The 17,345-nt window shown below is 72.3% G+C and carries 21 protein-coding genes; 8 read left to right on the forward strand and 13 right to left on the reverse strand.

Features of this window, described 5'->3' with window-relative positions; translation table 11 throughout:
- The first annotated feature begins 6 nt into the window (after nucleotides 1-6).
- Nucleotides 7-990 (forward strand): sigma-70 family RNA polymerase sigma factor, encoded by a 984-nt coding sequence (locus ACCP09_RS02735; protein WP_027931555.1) that lies wholly within the window; start codon nucleotides 7-9, stop codon nucleotides 988-990.
- Here the strand turns inward: ACCP09_RS02735 and ACCP09_RS02740 are convergent.
- The gene (locus ACCP09_RS02740) at nucleotides 950-1,519 is read right to left on the reverse strand and encodes a carboxymuconolactone decarboxylase family protein (protein ID WP_027931556.1); all 570 of its coding nucleotides are present in this window, start codon (nucleotides 1,517-1,519) and stop codon (nucleotides 950-952) included. The genes ACCP09_RS02735 and ACCP09_RS02740 overlap by 41 nt on opposite strands.
- Before the next feature lie 75 nt (nucleotides 1,520-1,594).
- Nucleotides 1,595-1,891, reverse strand: a complete 297-nt coding sequence (locus ACCP09_RS02745) for a hypothetical protein (RefSeq protein ID WP_433742959.1) — start codon at nucleotides 1,889-1,891, stop codon at nucleotides 1,595-1,597.
- 138 nt (nucleotides 1,892-2,029) lie between these two features.
- Here ACCP09_RS02745 and ACCP09_RS02750 point away from each other — a divergent pair, with 138 nt between their 5' ends.
- Nucleotides 2,030-2,218 carry a hypothetical protein gene (locus ACCP09_RS02750; RefSeq protein WP_433742961.1) on the forward strand — a complete coding sequence of 63 codons (189 nt, stop codon included), beginning with the start codon at nucleotides 2,030-2,032 and terminating at the stop codon, nucleotides 2,216-2,218.
- Here the strand turns inward: ACCP09_RS02750 and ACCP09_RS02755 are convergent.
- Complete coding sequence (locus tag ACCP09_RS02755; protein ID WP_433742963.1) at nucleotides 2,215-3,369, reverse strand: MFS transporter; 1,155 nt, start codon at nucleotides 3,367-3,369, stop codon at nucleotides 2,215-2,217. The two genes, ACCP09_RS02750 and ACCP09_RS02755, sit on opposite strands and share 4 nt — an antisense overlap.
- A gap of 65 nt (nucleotides 3,370-3,434) precedes the next feature.
- Here ACCP09_RS02755 and ACCP09_RS02760 point away from each other — a divergent pair, with 65 nt between their 5' ends.
- Entirely contained in the window at nucleotides 3,435-3,878 is a 444-nt protein-coding gene (locus tag ACCP09_RS02760) for a MarR family winged helix-turn-helix transcriptional regulator (RefSeq protein WP_027931559.1), read from the forward strand.
- Here ACCP09_RS02760 and ACCP09_RS02765 read toward each other — a convergent pair.
- The 9 genes from ACCP09_RS02765 to ACCP09_RS02805 form a co-directional block, all read right to left on the reverse strand.
- Complete coding sequence (locus tag ACCP09_RS02765) at nucleotides 3,875-5,659, reverse strand: glycosyl transferase (RefSeq protein WP_027931560.1); 1,785 nt, start codon at nucleotides 5,657-5,659, stop codon at nucleotides 3,875-3,877. The genes ACCP09_RS02760 and ACCP09_RS02765 overlap by 4 nt on opposite strands.
- A 10-nt stretch (nucleotides 5,660-5,669) precedes the next feature.
- Nucleotides 5,670-6,782 (reverse strand): serpin family protein, encoded by a 1,113-nt coding sequence (locus tag ACCP09_RS02770; RefSeq protein WP_433742965.1) that lies wholly within the window; start codon nucleotides 6,780-6,782, stop codon nucleotides 5,670-5,672.
- A gap of 93 nt (nucleotides 6,783-6,875) precedes the next feature.
- Entirely contained in the window at nucleotides 6,876-7,769 is an 894-nt protein-coding gene (locus ACCP09_RS02775) for a YwqG family protein (RefSeq protein ID WP_433742967.1), read from the reverse strand.
- A complete protein-coding gene (locus ACCP09_RS02780; RefSeq protein WP_027931564.1) occupies nucleotides 7,769-9,019 on the reverse strand; it encodes a deoxyguanosinetriphosphate triphosphohydrolase in 1,251 nt (416 codons plus the stop codon). The genes ACCP09_RS02775 and ACCP09_RS02780 overlap by 1 nt, the downstream gene beginning before the upstream one ends.
- Before the next feature lie 137 nt (nucleotides 9,020-9,156).
- The gene (locus tag ACCP09_RS02785) at nucleotides 9,157-9,789 is read right to left on the reverse strand and encodes a YdcF family protein (protein ID WP_027931565.1); all 633 of its coding nucleotides are present in this window, start codon (nucleotides 9,787-9,789) and stop codon (nucleotides 9,157-9,159) included.
- Between the two features lie 25 nt (nucleotides 9,790-9,814).
- Nucleotides 9,815-10,420: a response regulator transcription factor gene (locus ACCP09_RS02790; RefSeq protein ID WP_433742970.1), complete on the reverse strand. Its 606-nt coding sequence runs from the start codon at nucleotides 10,418-10,420 to the stop codon at nucleotides 9,815-9,817.
- A complete protein-coding gene (locus ACCP09_RS02795; protein ID WP_027931567.1) occupies nucleotides 10,417-11,532 on the reverse strand; it encodes a sensor histidine kinase in 1,116 nt (371 codons plus the stop codon). The genes ACCP09_RS02790 and ACCP09_RS02795 overlap by 4 nt, the downstream gene beginning before the upstream one ends.
- A gap of 14 nt (nucleotides 11,533-11,546) precedes the next feature.
- On the reverse strand, nucleotides 11,547-12,275 hold the full coding sequence (locus ACCP09_RS02800) for an ABC transporter permease (RefSeq protein WP_433742972.1): 729 nt from the start codon (nucleotides 12,273-12,275) through the stop codon (nucleotides 11,547-11,549).
- Nucleotides 12,272-13,189, reverse strand: coding sequence for an ABC transporter ATP-binding protein (locus tag ACCP09_RS02805; protein ID WP_433742974.1), 918 nt, complete (start codon nucleotides 13,187-13,189; stop codon nucleotides 12,272-12,274). Before ACCP09_RS02805 ends, ACCP09_RS02800 begins: the two co-directional genes overlap by 4 nt.
- A 120-nt stretch (nucleotides 13,190-13,309) precedes the next feature.
- Between ACCP09_RS02805 and ACCP09_RS02810 the strand changes: the two genes are divergently transcribed.
- Nucleotides 13,310-13,858 (forward strand): helix-turn-helix domain-containing protein, encoded by a 549-nt coding sequence (locus ACCP09_RS02810; RefSeq protein ID WP_123683313.1) that lies wholly within the window; start codon nucleotides 13,310-13,312, stop codon nucleotides 13,856-13,858.
- Complete coding sequence (locus ACCP09_RS02815) at nucleotides 13,855-14,379, forward strand: GNAT family N-acetyltransferase (protein WP_431907086.1); 525 nt, start codon at nucleotides 13,855-13,857, stop codon at nucleotides 14,377-14,379. The genes ACCP09_RS02810 and ACCP09_RS02815 overlap by 4 nt, the downstream gene beginning before the upstream one ends.
- Nucleotides 14,380-14,401: 22 nt before the next feature.
- Here ACCP09_RS02815 and ACCP09_RS02820 read toward each other — a convergent pair whose 3' ends face one another.
- A complete protein-coding gene (locus ACCP09_RS02820; RefSeq protein ID WP_027931572.1) occupies nucleotides 14,402-15,787 on the reverse strand; it encodes a glycine--tRNA ligase in 1,386 nt (461 codons plus the stop codon).
- Nucleotides 15,788-15,960: 173 nt separating this feature from the next.
- On the opposite strand from ACCP09_RS02820, the gene ACCP09_RS02825 reads away from it, so the two are divergent.
- The 3 genes from ACCP09_RS02825 to ACCP09_RS02835 all read left to right on the forward strand — a co-directional run bounded on the left by ACCP09_RS02825 (nucleotide 15,961) and on the right by ACCP09_RS02835 (nucleotide 17,293).
- Nucleotides 15,961-16,344, forward strand: coding sequence for an ArsR/SmtB family transcription factor (locus ACCP09_RS02825; protein WP_020416619.1), 384 nt, complete (start codon nucleotides 15,961-15,963; stop codon nucleotides 16,342-16,344).
- Nucleotides 16,341-16,769: a Fur family transcriptional regulator gene (locus ACCP09_RS02830; protein WP_026152974.1), complete on the forward strand. Its 429-nt coding sequence runs from the start codon at nucleotides 16,341-16,343 to the stop codon at nucleotides 16,767-16,769. Before ACCP09_RS02825 ends, ACCP09_RS02830 begins: the two co-directional genes overlap by 4 nt.
- A gap of 107 nt (nucleotides 16,770-16,876) precedes the next feature.
- Nucleotides 16,877-17,293, forward strand: a complete 417-nt coding sequence (locus tag ACCP09_RS02835; RefSeq protein WP_027931573.1) for a nuclear transport factor 2 family protein — start codon at nucleotides 16,877-16,879, stop codon at nucleotides 17,291-17,293.
- Nucleotides 17,294-17,345: the final 52 nt, after the last annotated feature.

The raw sequence follows: 17,345 nt of genomic DNA on the forward strand, positions 1-17,345 counted from the left end.
AGTCTAGTGACCGGCGGGGCCGGGTCGTACGGCACACTCGGGTGTGTGAGCACGCTGGATGGGGTCGCCGCGGAGTTCGCCGCGCTGCGCCCGCACCTGACCGCCGTCGCCTACCGGCTGACCGGTTCGGTGAGCGACGCCGAGGACGCGGTGCAGGAGTCGTGGCTGCGCCTGGCCGCGCTGGACGAGGACAAGCGTGCGGAGATCCACGAGCTGCGCGCCTGGCTGACCACGGTGGTCGGGCGGATCTGCCTGGACCGGCTCCGCTCGGCGACCGCGCGCCGGGAGAAGTACGTCGGCCAGTGGCTGCCGGAACCGATCGTCACGCCGCTGGGCGCGCCGTCCGCGGACGATCCGCTGGAGGCCGCCGTCCGCGACGAGGGCGTGCGCATGGCGGCGATGATCGTGCTCGACAAGCTCACGCCCGAGCAGCGGGTGGCGTTCGTGCTGCACGACGCGTTCGCCGTGCCGTTCGACGAGATCGCGGAGATCCTGGGCGTCACCACGGCGACGGCGCGGCAGCACGCGTCGCGCGGACGCCGGGCGCTGGACGACGCGCAGCCGCCGCCGCGCGCGGAGCTGGCCGAGCAGCAGGAGATCCTCGACCGGTTCATGACGGCGCTGGCGAAGGGCGACGTGCGGGCGGTGGCCGAGGTGCTGCACCCGGACGTCGTGCTCATCGGCGACAGCGACGGCAAGGCGAAGACCACGGTGCAGGTCATGGTGGGCGCGGACAAGATCATCCGCTTCTTCCTCGGCCTGCTGCGGTTCTACCGGCCGGAGGCGCTGGCCGGCGGCCGCCCGCTGCTGGTCAACGGCGATCTCGGGATCTACCTGCCGCCCGCCCCCGGCGGCGACGGCTACCGGCCGCTGGACGCGCACCTGGAGACGTTCACCGTCCGGGACGGGCTGATCACCGCGATCTACGACCAGGCGAACCCCGACAAGCTCAGCCGGCTTGTGGAACCCGGCACGCGTCCCCGGACGTGAAGCCCTGGTCGGTGATGTCGAGGGCGCTGTTGACGCGGGCGCGCTGGTTCTCCAGGCCGATCAGGTAGGTCAGCTCGATGAGCCCGGGCCGGCCGAACTCGCGCTCCAGCTCGGCGACCTGCTCGTCGGTGACCGCGACCGGAGTCTCGGACATCGCGTCGGCGTAGGCGAGGGCGAGGCGTTCCTGGCGGGTGAACAGCTCCGACGTGGCGTAATCGTCGATGTTCTTCAGGCGGTCGATGTCCAGGCCGTGGTGCTTCTGCAGCATGGTGCCGAAGTCGACGCACCACGAGCAGCCCAGCCGCACGGCCGTCCGGTACTGGGCGAGCTCGGCCACGTTCACCGGCAGGTGCTTGATCGCCTTCTCGACGAGCATCTCGTGGATCCCGCTGGCCCGCATCAGGGCGGGCCGGTGCGCGACGACGGCGAACGGCTCCGGCACGGCGCCGAAACGCTTGCGCGCGTAGCGGTAGACGAGCTTGGTGAGCGGGCCGGCGTCCTTTTCGGACACCACGGGGATGCGTGGCATGTCGTCCTCCTTCGTGGTCCTGCCGTGGGGACGAGACGGCCGCGCGAGATGTGACAGCGAGCGGCTGGCGCCGGGTCACCGCGCCGCGACGGCTGCGGTACAGGCCTCGGGATCGTCGGCCACCGCCGGCGCTGTGGCGGCGATGATGGCGTCCAGTCTGGCGCGTGCGGCCAGCAAACCGGCCACGGCCTCGTCGATGCGTTCGCGCCTCGGTCCCATGGGCCTCGCCATCGCCGAGACGCTGCACAGCCACGGCCACCCCACGACCGTGTGAAACCGCACCCTGGAACGGGCCGACGGCCTCGTCGCCACGGGCGTCCAGCGTGCCGCGACCATCGCCGAAGCGGTGTCCGCGAGCCCGGCCACGATCATGTGCCTCAAGGACTACGAGACCATGTACGAGGTCTTCGGCTCCGCCGGCGACGCCTTGCGCGGCCGGGTGCTGGTGAACCTCAACTCCGGCACCCCCGAGGAAGCGCGCGCGGTGGCCGAGTGGGCGGCCGAGCGGGCATGTCCTACCTGGACGGTGCGATCATGGTGCCCCCGCCCATGGTCGGACAACCCGGATCCGTCTTCCTCTACAGCGGTTCCCGGGAGGTTTCGACGAGCACCGGCGACGCCGCGCGGGCGATCGCGGACGGTCACGGCGGCAAGAGTTACCTGGCCGTGTACGAGGTCTTCAAGAAGGCGGCGAGCTAGCCGGCGGCTTCCCGGGGTGTGACAGCGAGCGCCACGGCCATCGCGAGAGCGGCGCACGCGAACGCGATCGTCAACCCCGGGCTGCCGAAACCGCCGGTGCACAGCACCGCGACCGTGCCGAGGCCCGCGGTGCCGACGACGCCTCCGGCCTGGCGCGCGAAGGCCAGCACCCCCATGCTCGCGCCCAGCACTTCCTTCGCCACGGTGGTCTGCACGAGCAGCGTGTACGCCGACGCGGTGAGCCCGAACGCGGCACCGGCCAGGAACAGCCCCGGCACGAGCACGGCCACACCGGCGTGCGGCGCGAGGGCCAGCAGGACGAGACCCACCGCGCCGCTGGTGCAACCGAGCCGTCCCCACGCCGGCAGGTCCGGCCACCGGCGCGCCCACGCCGCGAAAGACGCCGAGGTGACCAGCTGACCGGCCGTCATCGCGGTGAGCAGCGCGGACGTGGCGCCGATCAGCCCGATGACCAGGGAGACGTAGGTGAACGTCCCGAACAACGCGAGCCCGGACAACGCGGTGACGACGACCGCGCGACGGGTGGTGCGGTCGGCGAACATCGCGCGGACGGCGGGTCGCAGCGGCGGGGTCCGGCCGGTTCCGGTGGGCAGGCCACGGAAACCGATCGCGAGGGCGATCAGGCACAGCGGGAGGTTGAGCAGGAAGATCCACCGCCAGCCCGGTCCGGCGACGAGCAGCGCGCCGAGCGGCGGGCCGCCGACGGAGGCGAGCGCGAAGACCGCCGTCTGCCACCCCGCGCGGCGGATCAGCTGGTCGCGGTCGAACATCTCGCCGAGCGCGCTCATCGCGGTGACGACGAGCCCGCTGCCGCCGATGCCCTGGACGGCTCGCGCGGCGACGAGCGTGGCGATGTCCGGTGCGGCGGCGCAGGCGGCCGACGCGGCGGCGAAGACGAGGACGGACCCGGTGAAGACGGCGCGCCGGCCGTGGCGGTCGCCGAGCCTGCCGAGCACGAGCGTGGCGAACGTGACCGTGACCAGGTAGGCGGTGGTGACCCCGGCGACGGCCGTCCCCGCGGCGAGGTCGGCCTGCAGGGCGGGCAGCGCCGCGACGACGACGGTGGTGTCGAGCTGTGCCATCAGCATGCCGAGCAGCAGCGCGGCGAAGGCCCGGTCTTTTGCGTGCATTTCGCACATATTATGCGTGCGTTTTGCACGCATGCAAGGATGTCGGCTGACGGAGGGAGTTTTCGATGGCCGCGGGGCGCGCGTTGTTCCGGCTGGTGCGGTTCTGGTCCCGGCGCTGGGCGCCGGAAGTGGCGCAGCGGCTGGACGAGGACGCCCCGCGCACCGCGACCGTGCAGAACCTGTACGTCGTGGAAGCCGTGCACAGCGCCGCGCCGCGCGGGGAGGTCACCGTCGCCGACGTGGCGCGCCAGCTGGGCCTGGACCGGTCGGTCGCGAGCCGGATGATCGCCGACGCCGTGCGCGACGGCTACCTGCGGCGCGACACGTCCGCCGAGGACGCCCGCCGCGCGCGGCTGTCACTCACCGAAGCGGGCGCGGAGTTCCTCGCGGTGTCGCACGCGCACCAAGAGCAGGTGTTCGAGGCGCTGGTGGCGCACTGGCCGGCCGAGGACCGGCGCCGGTTCGCGAGCTACCTCGACCGGCTGGCACGTGAGGTGCTGGACTCCTAGCCACGGAGGGCGCGGACGTCCCAGACCCACACGCCGTCCACGTAGACGGCCTGTCCGCCGAGCAGCTGGTCCACCGTCTGGTGCAGCGCGTTGCCGTTGGTCACGGGGGCGAGCACGACCGCGTCGGCCTTCCAGTACTTCAGGTCCTCGACCGCCTGGGCGCGCTGCTGGACCGTCACGTTCGGCACCTCGCCGCTGTCCCGCACCTCGGCCAGCAGGTCGGCCGTCGGGCGGTTCACCGCGCCGTACCGGCCGCGCTTGTCGTCCGGGCCGCTCGGGCCGACGAAGTACCCGTCGGCGAGCGGGAAGCCCAGGTCGGCCTCCACCTGCCAGTGCAGCGCCCGCGCGTCGCCGCCGTTGGGCAGCGGCACGACGACCACCGAACCGGATCCGACGTACTGGCGCCACGCCCCGTCGGCGAAGAAGGCCGGGGTCTCGGGGCGGATGTAGGTCTTGTAGGGCGTCGGCGCGATCGGCAGCAGCACCGCGGCCAGCGCGCCCAGCCACAGGAACCGCACCGGCAGGTTCCGGTCGCGGAAGCCGGGCGCCGCCTCGAACACGCGGTCCGTGGCGATCGCGAGCAGCGCCGCGACCGCCGGGATGCACCCGATCGCCAGCCGCGATTCGAGCAGCGAGTCGAACAGCGGCAGCTCGGCCAGCAGCCGCCACGGGCCGGGGACCCCGGTCTCCTCGTGGTTGACGATCATTTCGACGCCCAGCGACAGCCAGGCCATCAGGAACATCGAGATCGCGATGGCACGGGCCACGACGTTGCGCCACAGCCACACGGTCAGCACGACCATGAGGATGATCAGCGGCCAGCCGAAGAACGCGTTCTCCTCGGTGCGGTTCATCGACACGTCGGCGGCGGCCTCGGGGGTGCCCGCGATCGACTCGGTCGCGAACCGGGTGAACGCCGCGGTGTCGTTGCCGACCGGGCCGTGCTCCAGGGTGCGGTAGCTCTGCGGGCCGAAGAACTGCCACCACAGCGGGAAGATCGCGATCGCGATGGCGACGACCGCGGCGACGGTCAGGCCGCCCGCCATCGGCTTGACCATCCGCAGGGCCTCGCGCGGCCGGGACACCGCGTAGCCCGCGGCGAACAGCACGAACGCCATCATCATGATCAGCAGCGGTTCCTCGCCCAGGAACACCTGGTAGGCGAGCATCAGGCCGAGGACGATGCCGTCGCGGACGGGCCGGTGCCCCTGCGCGAGCCGGATCAGCCGCATCACGATGAACGGGATCAGGAACAGCACCACGAAGTTCGGGTGCGCGTTGCCGTGCGAGATCATCGCCGGCGCGAAACCGCAGAAGGCGCCGCCGATCGCGGCGGCCGTGCGCGAGGTGACCAGGTGCCGCGAGAACACCCAGTACCAGGCGATCGACGTGCCCGCCAGGCCGCCGGTGAGCGCGATCGCCCAGGTCACCGTGGGGCCGAACAGCTGCGTGATCGGTGACAGCGGGATGCCGAGCCCGAACATGGCCGTGTTGGCCATGAGGTTCACGCCGTCCGGGTAGTTCTGCAGGGTGCTGCCGAGCGGGCTCTCCCAGTTGAACACCGCGTGGGCGGTGACCGCGAAGAACCACTCCCACATGTTCTGGTCCTGGCCGCTGTTGTACATGTAGCCGCCGCTGCCCAGGTTGACCCACAACCCGGCGTAGAGGATGAACGCGGCGACGATGTAGATGCCGATGACCAGTGCGTCGGCGCGGCCGAACCGGCGCCGTTCCTCTCCGACCTCGGGCACGGTCTCGGGCGCCTGCAGCAAAGCGGTCACTCTTTCACCCTCAGGGCTCGACTACGCGGGCGAAAAAGTAGACCACACCCGTCCGGGCGTGCCGCACGAGGAGCAGGAAAGGCCGGTCGACGCGCACCTCGACGGGGTCGGCCGGGGTGACGGCCGCCAGGGTGCGGATCATGACCGCGGTGGCCGCGGCGCCCTCGAGACCCTGCTCGTCGAGTTTGAGAACCGCTTGGTGCTGGACGGCCGAGACGAACGCGCGCGGGTCCGGGGTGAGGCGGCCGAGCGGGGCCTCGCCGGGCTCGAACAGGGTGCGCACGCCAAGGTGCTTGAGCGCGCCGGTGAGGTCGGCGGGGCGGTCGAGGTCGATCTTCGGCAGGCGCAGGTCGACCTGGACGCGCTTGGGGGCGGCGAGCAGGGCGGCCAGCCGGGTGTCGTCGAGGTCCGGCTCCTGGGCGGCGAGGTCGCCGTCGGGCAGCAGGACGGTCGCGGTGACGCCTGCGCCGGGCAGCTCGACGACCTGCCAGCCGTCCTGGTGCGCGTACCCGAGGCGTTCGGTCTTGCGCATCATCCGGACGCGGCGCGGGCCGCCGGGGCTGTGGAACTGCTCGTCGCGGGTGGTGGCCTCGCGGAACGGGTGCTGCCAGGCGGCCTTGAGGTAGAGGGCGTTGACGAGGCTGGCGACGGTGTCCGCGCCGACCGAGTCCGGGGGCAGCAGTTCGGGGATGAGGTCGCGGGTGGTCTGGGCGACGTCGGCGTTGATGGCTCGGCGGGCGCCGTCGGGGTCGGTGACGAACGGGGCGGTCTTCGCGCTCGCGCCCGGCCAGCCCGCGAGGTCGGCGAGGAAGGTGTCGCGGACCGGCAGCTCGTCCCAGGCCCAGAGCGTGTTGGCGACGGCGAGGACCGGGTCCTCCTGGCGGGTGGTGTTGTCGAGCGTGGCGGCGGCGCGGAGGAGGTCGGCCTGCTTGGCGATGTCCGGGTCGCCCCCGGTGAGCAGGTGGAGCAGCTCCTCGGCGGCGGGGCCGTCGGCCGCCTGGCTCGCGAGGCCGAGCGCGCTGGCGATGGAGTACGGCGAGACCACCGAGTCGCCACTGGCGCCGGCGACGACCCGGTGAACCGCGAGGCTGAATCGCAGATGGTCACTTTCGGGCGTGGTCACGCCCCCGACGCTACCGGACCGGAGCGCGGCGCCGGGGCCTTTGCTGGGGCGGGTGCGAGGTGCTGGGACGGGGAGGCGCAGGTGGGTGACAACTCATCCGCACTGCCAGGTGAAGGACGCCGCGTCGAACCGCCCGGCCGCGAGGTCTGCGGCACGGATGAGCCAGTGCAGCCGGCCCGCGTCGCCCCACATCATGCCGGTCTCGTCGTCCGAGTCGATCTGGGCGAGCGCGACCCACCGCCGGGCTTCCTCCTGCACCGCGGGCCACGCCTGCTCGTCGCGTACGAGGTCGGCACGCAGGTGCGCGGCAGCGACGTCGAGTTCGACGGCGTCCTGGACCGGGAACGCGTAGCCGCCGATCTGGTGTGCCGGACTCGGCACGGTCGCCGCCAGACCGGTCATGAACGCGTCGCCGTTGGCGTGGTCGTCGAAGAAGGACAGGACGTTCGCCGGCAGGTCCCGGCACGCGGCGCGGAACGCCGGGTGGGACCAGTCCGGGCCGGTCAGCCGGTGCGCGGCGGCCAGCGGGATCCAGTCGTAGGGCTCGATGTCGGCGGGTGGTTCGCGTTCGGTGACCGGCACCCCGGCCGGGACGTGGATGACTCGCGCGCCCGCGGTCAGCGACTCCGGGTCCCACACGCCGACGGTGCGCGGCGGGAAGGCCGGGTCGAAGTAGCCGAGCGTGTCGTCGAAGTAGAACAACAACAGCGTGCCGTCGGCGGGCAGGGCGAGGTCGATCGACTCGCGGGGCAGCTTCGCGCAGTCGACGGACGCGACGAAGCTCAGCGAGCCCTCCCCCGGCCACACCGGCCACTCGAAGTCGTCCGGCACGGCGGGGCAGCCGCCGAGCCGGCCGACCACCCGGTCGCCCCGGCGTGCCGGGCGCAGGCGCACGGCGGGCCGGAACATCGAGATCCAGCGTTCGGCGATGGGCGGCGGCAGTGTCCGGCGCGCGACCGCGCGCAGTCGCGCCTCGTGGGTGGGCATCAGTGGCGTCCGGTGTGCCAGCGGTGCCAGGCGTGCGCCTGCGCGTCCGTCAGGGAGGCGACCTGGTCGATGACCACGCGGAGCCTCGCGGCATCGTCCGGGGCCGCGTGCCACGCCGGGTGGAACGCGGTCTCCAGTGGCTCCGGGGCGCGCTCGGCGAGCACCGTCACCAGCTCGGCCAGCAGTTCACGCTGGCCGGCCTGCATGGCGAGCCGCCGGGGGTCGCTCATCACGTAGCGCAGCGCGAGCGCCTTCAGCAGCGCCACCTCGGCCGCCACGCGTTCCGGCATCACCAGGCTCGCGGCGTAGCGGGTGAGGGGGCCGTCGCCGTACTCGGCGCGCGTTCCGGTGACCGCGGCGGACGCGAACCGGCCGACCAGCTCGCTCGTCATCCGCTTCAGCGCGATCTGCCCGTGCGGCGTCGAGTCGACCCCGGGGCGCGCCAGCTCCGCCACCACGGGCAGGTCCAGCAGGTCCCGCGCGGCGCCCTCCAGCGCGGACACCGACAGCCGCGAGAAGTGCTTGGCCGCCAGTTCGGCCACGGCCGCCCGCTCCCCCGGGTCGGCCAGTACCGACAGCGACAACCGTCCTGACAGCACACCGTCCTCGACGTCGTGCACCGAGTACGCCACGTCGTCGGCCCAGTCCATGATCTGCGCCTCCAGGCAGGTGCGGCCCTCCGGCGCGCCTGCCCGCATCCAGTCGAACACCTCCCGGTCGTCGGCGTACACCCCGAACTTCGCCGTGCCCGCCCGCCGCGGCCACGGGTACTTCGTCGACGCGTCCAGGCACGCACGCGTCAGGTTCAGCCCGGCCGAGTCGACCTTCGGCTCCAGCCGGGTGAGGATGCGCAGCGTCTGCGCGTTGGCCTCGAACCCGCCGCACGACTGCGCCACCTCGTCGAGCGCCCGTTCGCCGTTGTGCCCGAACGGCGGGTGCCCGATGTCGTGCGCCAGCCCCGCCGTGTCCACCAGGTCCGGATCGGCCCCCAGCTCCTCGGCGATGCCGCGCCCGATCTGCGCGACCTCCAGCGAGTGCGTCAACCGCGTGCGGGGCACGCCGCTGACCTCGGCGCCCTCCCCCGGCCCGACCACCTGGGTCTTGCCGGCCAGCCGGCGCAGCGCCGCGGAGTGCAGCACGCGGGCCCGGTCCCGCGCGAACGCACTCCGGCCGTCCGGCCGCGACCCGGGAAGCGCCGCCCGCTTCGGCGCTTCGCCGAGCCACCGCTGTTGATCGTGCTCGCTGTACACCCCGCAACTCTACGGGCACCCACCGACATTTCCTGGGGGTTCTGACCAGGACACACGAGATGCCCACTCGTGCGGGCGCGAGTGGAAAGCGCGACGAAACCTCTGACGCCTGCGGGCGCTGGCAGCCCGCGCGAACCTCAGCCCAGGCCGGTACCGCCGATGTTGTCGGCCGGGGTCTTGGTCAGCCGGTAGAACAACAACGCACCCGTCTCGCGGTAGATGTAGGCGAACTGCGTCTCCCGCGTCTGCACGATCGGCCCGCGGTGCGTCGGGGAGGTCCAGGTGTCCAGGCCGGCGTCGTTGGCCATCGTGCGCGCGCGCAGGGAGTGCCACGGGTCGCTCACCAGCACCGCGGTCCGCCACCCCCGCTCGCCGAACGCGCCGGCCACCGCGCGCAGGCTGCCGAGCGTGTCGCTGCCCTCGCCCACCGCCAGCGTCGCCTCGCGGGGGACCCCCTGCTCGATCAGCCAGTTCGCCCCTGCCGAAGCCTCGGTGTACGCGTCGCCCGCCCGGTTGCCGCCCGCGGTGACGATCCGGTCGGCGACCCCCTCCTCGTACAGGTCCATCGCGTGCCGCAGCCGCGCCTGGAAAATCGGCGACGGCTTCCCGTTGTACTGCGCCGCGCCGAGCACCACGATCGCGTCGGCGTGCGTGCGGTCGTCCTCGCGCGCGACCTGCCACACCCGGAACGCCGTCCCGGCGACCACCATCAGCAGCACCAGCACCGTGCCCAGCACGGCCCGGCGCACCCAGCTCACCCGCTCACCCATCCCGGTCATCCTCCCAGACGGGTCCTCACAGCCAGCCGTGCTCCTCCGCCAACCGGACGGCCTCGGCCCTGGTGCGGGCGCCGGTCTTGCCGATCGCGGCGGACAGGTGGTTTCGCACGGTCCCCTCGGACAGGTGCAGCCGCCGCGCGACGTCCGACACCGTGCCGCCGTCGCTGGCCGCGCGCAGCACCTCGTGCTCGCGCGGCGTGAGCGGGCTCGCCCCCGTCGCCAGCGATTCCGCGGCCAGCGCCGGGTCGACCACGCGCAGTCCGTTGTGGACCCGCCGGACCGCGTCGACGAGCTGTTCCGGCGGCGAGTCCTTCACCACGAACCCGGCCGCCCCTGCGGCCATCGCCCGCGCCAGGTAACCGGGCCTGCCGAACGTGGTGCACACGATGATCCGGCACGACGGCAACGCCGCATGCAGCTCGGCGGCCGCGGTCAGGCCGTCCGTGCCGGGCATCTGGACGTCGAGCAGCGCCACGTCCGGCGTGGTCTCCTTCGCCGCGGCGAGCACCTCGTCGCCGGACCCGACCTGCCCGACCACCTCGATGTCCGGCTCCAGCCCGAGCACGGTCGCCAGCGCGCCCCGCACCATCGCCTGGTCGTCGGCCAGCAGGACCCGGATCACGAAACCTCCACCGGCTTCGCCGCGGGCACCTCGGCCCGCAGCTGGAACCCCTCCCCGGGCCGCGCCCGGACCTGCAGCGTGCCACCCAGCTGGGCCAGCCGCTCCGCCAGCCCGCGCAACCCGTTGCCGGCCGCGGCCGGTTCAGTGCCGCGGCCGTCGTCGGAGATCTCCAGCCAGTTCCGCCCCAGCCGCACCTTCACGCGGCCGGCGCCGGAGTGCCGCAGCACGTTCGTCACCGCCTCCCGCAGCACGTACCCGAAGGCGCTCTGCAGCTCCGGCCGCACGTTGTCGACCGCGCTCGGCAGTTCCGCGTCGATCTCGGCGGCCCGCAGCGCCGCCCGCGCGCCCACCAGCTCCGCGGACAGCGACACCTCGCGGTACTCCGACACCGTCGCGCGCACGTCGGTCAACGCGCTGCGCGCCAGCGCCTCGACCTCGCGGATCTCGGTGACCGCGCGCTCCTCGTCGGACGCGGTCTCGATCAGCCGCCGCGCCAGACCGGCCTTGACCGCGATGGTGGTGAGGCTGTGGCCGAGGATGTCGTGCAGGTCCCGCGCCAGCCGTTCCCGCTCCGCGCTCACCGCCAGCGCGGCGATCTCCTCGTTGGCCCGCCGGAGTCGTCGCACGGTCTGGGCGAGCCGTCCCATGAAGAACATCGCCGTGGTGATGCCGACGACCGTGCCGATGTCGGACGGGGTGCCGCGCACGTCGTTGTGGACGAGCAGCAGCAGCCCGCACCCGGCGACCGCGGCGCCGTCGAACACCAGCACCCACCCCGCCGGCATGCTCATCGCGATCGCCAGCGTGGCGTACAGGAGCATGTAGATGCTGGCGCCCTGGAGCAGCACCGCCCACCCGAGCACGAGCATCAGCAGCGCGAACGGCAGCCGGACCCGCATCCGCCGGTGCGACAGCAGGAAGTACGGGAAGGTCACGTAGCACAAGCCGTAGGCGACGAGCAGCACGATGAGCTGCGGGTCGAGTCGCTGGCCGACCGGCACGGCGCTGGCCAGGTAGAAGATGGTGCCGGCGAGCGGCCAGCGGCGCGCGAACCGCGGGCGGGGCCGTCCGGCGGCGTGCTCGTTCCACCACTGCGTCCTGTCCTCGGCCACCGTGCTTCTCCCCATCACACCCGCGCGGAGTCCTTACGGTAACGCCGGACCACCGCGATCCCGACCGCCGCGGTCCACACGGCCAGCCACAGCACGTCCTGCCCGAGGCTCGTGCTCAGGTCGGTGGTCACCGCGCCGCGCCCGACCTGCGCCATCCAGTAGCTGGGCAGCACGTGCGAGATCTGCAGCAGCCAGTGCGGCATCGCCTCGACGGGGATGAAGATGCCGCCGAGCAGGGCCATCGGGAGCATGACCAGCTGCGTGATCGGCTGGACCGAGTCGGCCGTGCCGACCTGGCCGATGAGCAGCCCGATCAACGCGAACGGGATCGCCGCGAGCCACACCCCCAGGGTGACCCGCAGCCAGCTGCCCGCCCCGAGGGACACGCCCTGCGTCAGCGCGCCGACCAGCGGCACGAGGACCACCGGCGCGAGCGCGAGCGTCAGGCCGGTCGCGGCCTTCGCGCTCAGGTAACCGGCGCCGGACAGCGGGGTGAGCCGCAGCTGCCGCTGCCAGCCGGCTTTGCGTTCGACCGCCACCCGGGTGCCCACGAACAGCGCCGCCGACATGGCACCGAAGGAGGTCATGCCGACCATCAGCGGCGCGACGGCGTCCTGGTCGCCGCGCGCGAAGATGCCGACGTAGAGCAGGAACATCAGGACGGGGAACGCCACGGTGAAGATGAGGAACCGCGGGGCGCGCAGCACGCGCCGGATCTCCAGGGTCAGGAACTTCAGGCTCATCGGTGTTTCTCCTCGTCGGCGGTGAGGGTCAGGAAGGCGCCTTCCAGCCCGATCGCGGTGATCTCGACGTCGTGCGCGCCGGGGAAGCGGGTCAGCAGCGCCCGCAGGGTGGCGTCGGAGTCCGAAGTGGACACGGCGATCCGGCCGCCGCGCACCTCGTACTCGGTGACGCCAGGCAGTTCCGCGACCGCCGCCGGGGTGGCCTCGGGCACGGCGGCCCGCAGTGTCCGCCCGCTCGCCAGCGCGCGGACCTCGGCGACCGTACCGTCCGCGACGATCCGCCCGCCGCGCATGAGCACGACCCGGTCGGCGAACTCCTCGGCCTCCTCCAGGTAGTGCGTCGCGAACAACACGGTGCGGCCGGTGTTCGTGTAGGCGTGCATGGATTTCCAGAACTCGCGGCGGCTGCCGACGTCCATCGCGGCGGTCGGCTCGTCGAGCACCAGCAGGTCCGGGTCGCTGACCAGGGCGACGGCGAACCGCACGCGCTGCTTCTGGCCGCCGGAGAGCTTGGTGCCGCGCCGGTTCGCCAGGTCCTCGATGCCGGCGCGGCGCAGGGCCTCGGCGACCGGCATCGGCTTGCGGTGCAGCGACGCGATCATGCCGACCATCTCGCCGACGGTCGCGTCCTCCAGCAGCGCGGCGCCTTGCAGCATGGCGCCGATCGCGCCACGCGCCACCGCCTCGGCGGGAGTCGTGCCGAAGATCGCGACCTCGCCGGCGTCGGGCGTGGTCAGGCCGAGCAGCATGTCGACGGTCGTCGACTTGCCCGCGCCGTTCGGGCCGAGCAGCGCGACCACCTCGCCGGGCGCGATGGTGAGGTCGACGCCGTCGACGGCGCGCACCTCGCCGTAGTGTTTGCGCAGGCCCGTCAGCCGCACCGCGGCCCGGGTCAGGGTCTGGGTTCCGTCCATGCTCTTAGCGTGCGGCCGCGGAGGCCCCGGTTCGCAGGCCGAGCGTCATGATCCGGCCGTGACAAGTGTCAGGGGCCGACCCGCTCTCAAATCTGGGATACAGTCTCTGATGTGAGAACCATGGAGGATCGCCTGGCCGCGCGCCTGGCCGAGCTGCGGGCCGAACGCGGCTGGTCGCTCGACGACCTCGCCGACCGCTCGGGGATCAGCCGCTCGACGCTGTCCCGTGTGGAACGCGGCGAGATCAGCCCGACCGCGTCCCTGCTGGGCAAGTTGTGCACCGTCTACGAGCGCCCGATGTCGCGCCTGCTGACCGAGGTGGAGGCCGAGGGCGCGCAGGTGGTGCGCGCGTCCGCGCAGAGCGTATGGACCGACGAGGACAGCGGGTTCGTGCGGCGGTCGGTGTCGCCGCCGCACCCGGCACTGCGCGCGGAGGTCGTCGAGGGCACGCTGCGCCCCGGCGCCGACATCCGGTACGACGCGCCGTCCGTGCCGGGACTGGAGCAGCACCTGTGGCTGCTCGACGGGAGCCTGGAGCTGACGGTCGACGGCGAGACCCACGTGCTCGAACCCGGCGACTGCCTGCGGTTCCGGCTGTGGGGACCGACGCGGTTCGTGTGTTCCGGCCCGGAACCGGCCCGCTACCTGCTGGTACTGGTGATGCCGTGATCACGCGACTGTCCCCCGCGGACTTCGCCACCGCCGTACCCGCCCTTGGCGAGGTGCTCGCGGACTGCACGAACGGCGGCGCGTCCGTCGGGTTCCTGGCCCCGCTCGACGCCGCGTCGGCCGGGGCCTGGTGGAAGGGGCTCGCGGGCGACGTGGCCGAGGGGCGCGTCCTGGTCTGGGCGGCCTGGGACGGCCCCCGTCTGGTGGGGACCGTCCAGATCCGGCCCGCCCAGCTGCCGAACGCGCCACACCGCGCCGAGCTGGCGAAACTCCTGGTGCACCGCGACGCGCGGGGCCGCGGCCTCGGCCGGGCGCTGCTCGCGGAAGCCGAGCGCGGCGCCCGCGACGCCGGGATCACGCTGCTGGTGCTGGACACCGAAACCGGCAGCCCCGCCGCACGCCTGTACGCCGCGGCGGGGTGGACCGAGGCCGGGACGGTGCCGGACTACGCCGCCGACCCGGCCGGGGTGCTCAAAGCGACGACGTTCTTCTACAAGAAAGCCCTGGTCACCGCGGGGTGACCAGGGCTCTTGCCGGACTGGATCAGCAGCCGGGGAGGCGGGCGGCGAGGTAGGCCTCGACCTTGTCGATCGCCACGCGCTCCTGCTGCATGCTGTCGCGCTCCCGCACCGTCACGGCCTGGTCCTCCAGGGTGTCGAAGTCGACGGTGACGCAGAACGGGGTGCCGATCTCCTCCTGGCGGCGGTAGCGCTTGCCGATGGAGCCCGCGTCGTCGAAGTCGACGTTCCAGTTGCGACGCAGCGCGGCGGCCAGGTCCTTCGCCTTCGGCGTCAGGTCGGCGTTGCGGGACAGCGGCAGCACCGCGACCTTGAACGGCGCGAGCCGCGGGTCGAGCTTGAGCACGGTCCGCTTGTCGACACCGCCCTTGGCGTTGGGCACCTCGTCCTCGTGGTAGGCGTCCAGCAGGAACGCCATCATCGGCCGGCCGACACCCGCTGCCGGCTCGATGACGAACGGGCGGTAGCGCTCCTTCGTGGCCTGGTCGAAGTACGCCAGGTCGACGCCGGAGTGGTTGGAGTGCGTGGTGAGGTCGAAGTCGGTGCGGTTCGCGATGCCCTCGAGCTCACCCCACTCCTGGCCGGCGGAGAAGCCGAAGCGGTACTCGATGTCGACGGTGCGCTTCGAGTAGTGCGACAGCTTCTCCTTCGGGTGCTCGTAGTGGCGCAGGTTGTCGCGGTTGATGCCGAGGTCGGTGTACCACTCGGTGCGCAGGTCGATCCAGTACTGGTGCCAGCGCTCGTCCTCACCCGGCTCGACGAAGAACTCCATCTCCATCTGCTCGAACTCGCGGGTGCGGAAGATGAAGTTGCCGGGGGTGATCTCGTTGCGGAAGGACTTGCCGATCTGGCCGATGCCGAACGGCGGCTTCTTCCGCGACGTGGTCAGCACGTTGAGGAAGTTCACGAAGATGCCCTGCGCGGTCTCCGGACGGAGGTAGGCCAGGCCCTCCTCGGACTCGACCGGGCCCAGGTGGGTCTTGAGCATCATGTTGAACTCGCGCGGCGGCGTGTACTGGCCGCGGGTGCCGCAGTTCGGGCACGGGACGTCGGACAGGTCGTCCTCGGAGATGTCCTTGCCGGTGCGCGCGCTGTAGTCCTCGGCCAGCTGGTCCGAGCGGTAGCGGCGGTGGCAGACGGTGCACTCGACCAGCGGGTCGTTGAAGGCGTTGACGTGACCGGAGGCCACCCACACCTGGCGGGGCAGGATCACGGAGGAGTCGAGGCCGACGACGTCGTCACGGCTCTGGACCATCGTGCGCCACCACTGGCGCTTGATGTTCTCCTTGAGCTCGACGCCGAGCGGTCCGTAGTCCCACGCCGACCGGGTTCCGCCGTAGATCTCCCCGCTCGGGAAGACGAAGCCACGACGCTTGCACAGGCTGACGACGGTCTCAATGTTGGCGGGCACTCCACGCTCTCCATCAGATGCGGGGACGGTTATCGGTTCCGTCCAGCGTATCCGGCCGCCGTCGCGGCCCGGCGCGGGGCTTGACATGGCCCCCGGGGAGGCGATAACGGCAACCACTACCGGCTGGACACTAGGATGGTGTGACACCGACCGACTCGAGGCTGGAGATGGCTATGCCGATGGCTCGTCCGGACGCCGCGCTGCCCGGGTTGCCCGACGACGCCGACCAGGTCCACGCCGGCGACGAGCTGAAGCCACGGACGCCGCCCCAGCCCGCGGCGACGCTGTCCGAGGCGGGCGAGCTGTTGCGGGCGCTGTCGGCTCCGGTGCGGATCGCGATCGTGCTGCAGCTGCGGGACGCCGACCGGTGCGTGCACGAACTGGTGGACGCGCTCGACGTGGCGCAGCCGTTGATCAGCCAGCACCTGCGGGTGCTGAAGGCGGCCGGGGTGGTGCGGGGTGAACGCCGGGGCCGTGAGGTGGTCTACCGGCTCGTCGACGATCATCTTGCGCACATCGTGATGGACGCGGTGGCCCACGTCCAGGAGGGTTCATGACGAGTAGCGACGTTCGCCGGGCCCCGGTGCCCGGCCGCCGGTCGACGAAGCAGCGCGCGGCCGTGGTCGACCTGCTGTCGGAGGTCGACGACTTCCGGTCGGCGCAGGAACTGCACGACGAGCTGCGCAAACGTGGTGACGGCATCGGCCTGACCACGGTGTACCGGACGCTGCAGTCGCTGTCCGAGGCCGGCGAGGTCGACGTCCTGCGGACCGAGTCGGGCGAGGCGATCTACCGCCGCTGCTCGACGCACCACCACCATCACCTGGTGTGCCGGCACTGCGGCTTCACGGTGGAGGTGGAGGGCCCGGCGGTGGAGCGCTGGGCGGAGAAGGTCGCGTCCGGCAACGGCTTCTCGGACATCCGGCACACCGTCGAGATCGTGGGCACCTGCACCGATTGCGCCAAGCGCCTGGGGAGTTAGGTCCGGGCCACGCCGCCGGGGACGGGTCGCGGCCTGGTGCCGGGCCTGGTCGAGGCGTAGCGTTTTTTCTTTGCGCCTCCTGATGACTCCGGTGAGGAGGGCGACGCATGGCTCACGCAATCAGCGAAACCACCGCGACGACGGTCGACGACTACGACGCGATCTGCCGGGTCGTCCAGCTGTGCCTGGACGGTGAGGCGACGGGCAACGCCGACAAGGTGCGGGAGGCCTTCCACGAGGACGCCCGCATGTTCGGCTCCTTGGGCGGCGAACGCTACGACGTTCCTATCTCGGAGCTGGCCGAGATGGTCGCGAGCGCCCCGGCGGACACCGGGCACTACCGTTCGCGGATCCTCTCGGTGCAGCAGACCGGCGACGCGGCGTTCGTGACCGTGGCCGAGGAAGGCTACTGGGGAACGGTCTCCTTCCTGGACTACCTGTCGCTGGCACGCATCGGCGGGACCTGGAAGATCGTGAACAAGCTGTTCGCGCACACCGGCGGCGAGCCGCCCGACCTGGGCTAGACGGGTAACCCCCACGGCACAGCCGGTGCCGGCAGCTGGCGGACGCCGAACT

It is taken from the genome of Amycolatopsis sp. 3B14 (assembly GCF_050958625.1).
GTDB lineage: Bacteria > Actinomycetota > Actinomycetes > Mycobacteriales > Pseudonocardiaceae > Amycolatopsis_E > Amycolatopsis_E thermoflava.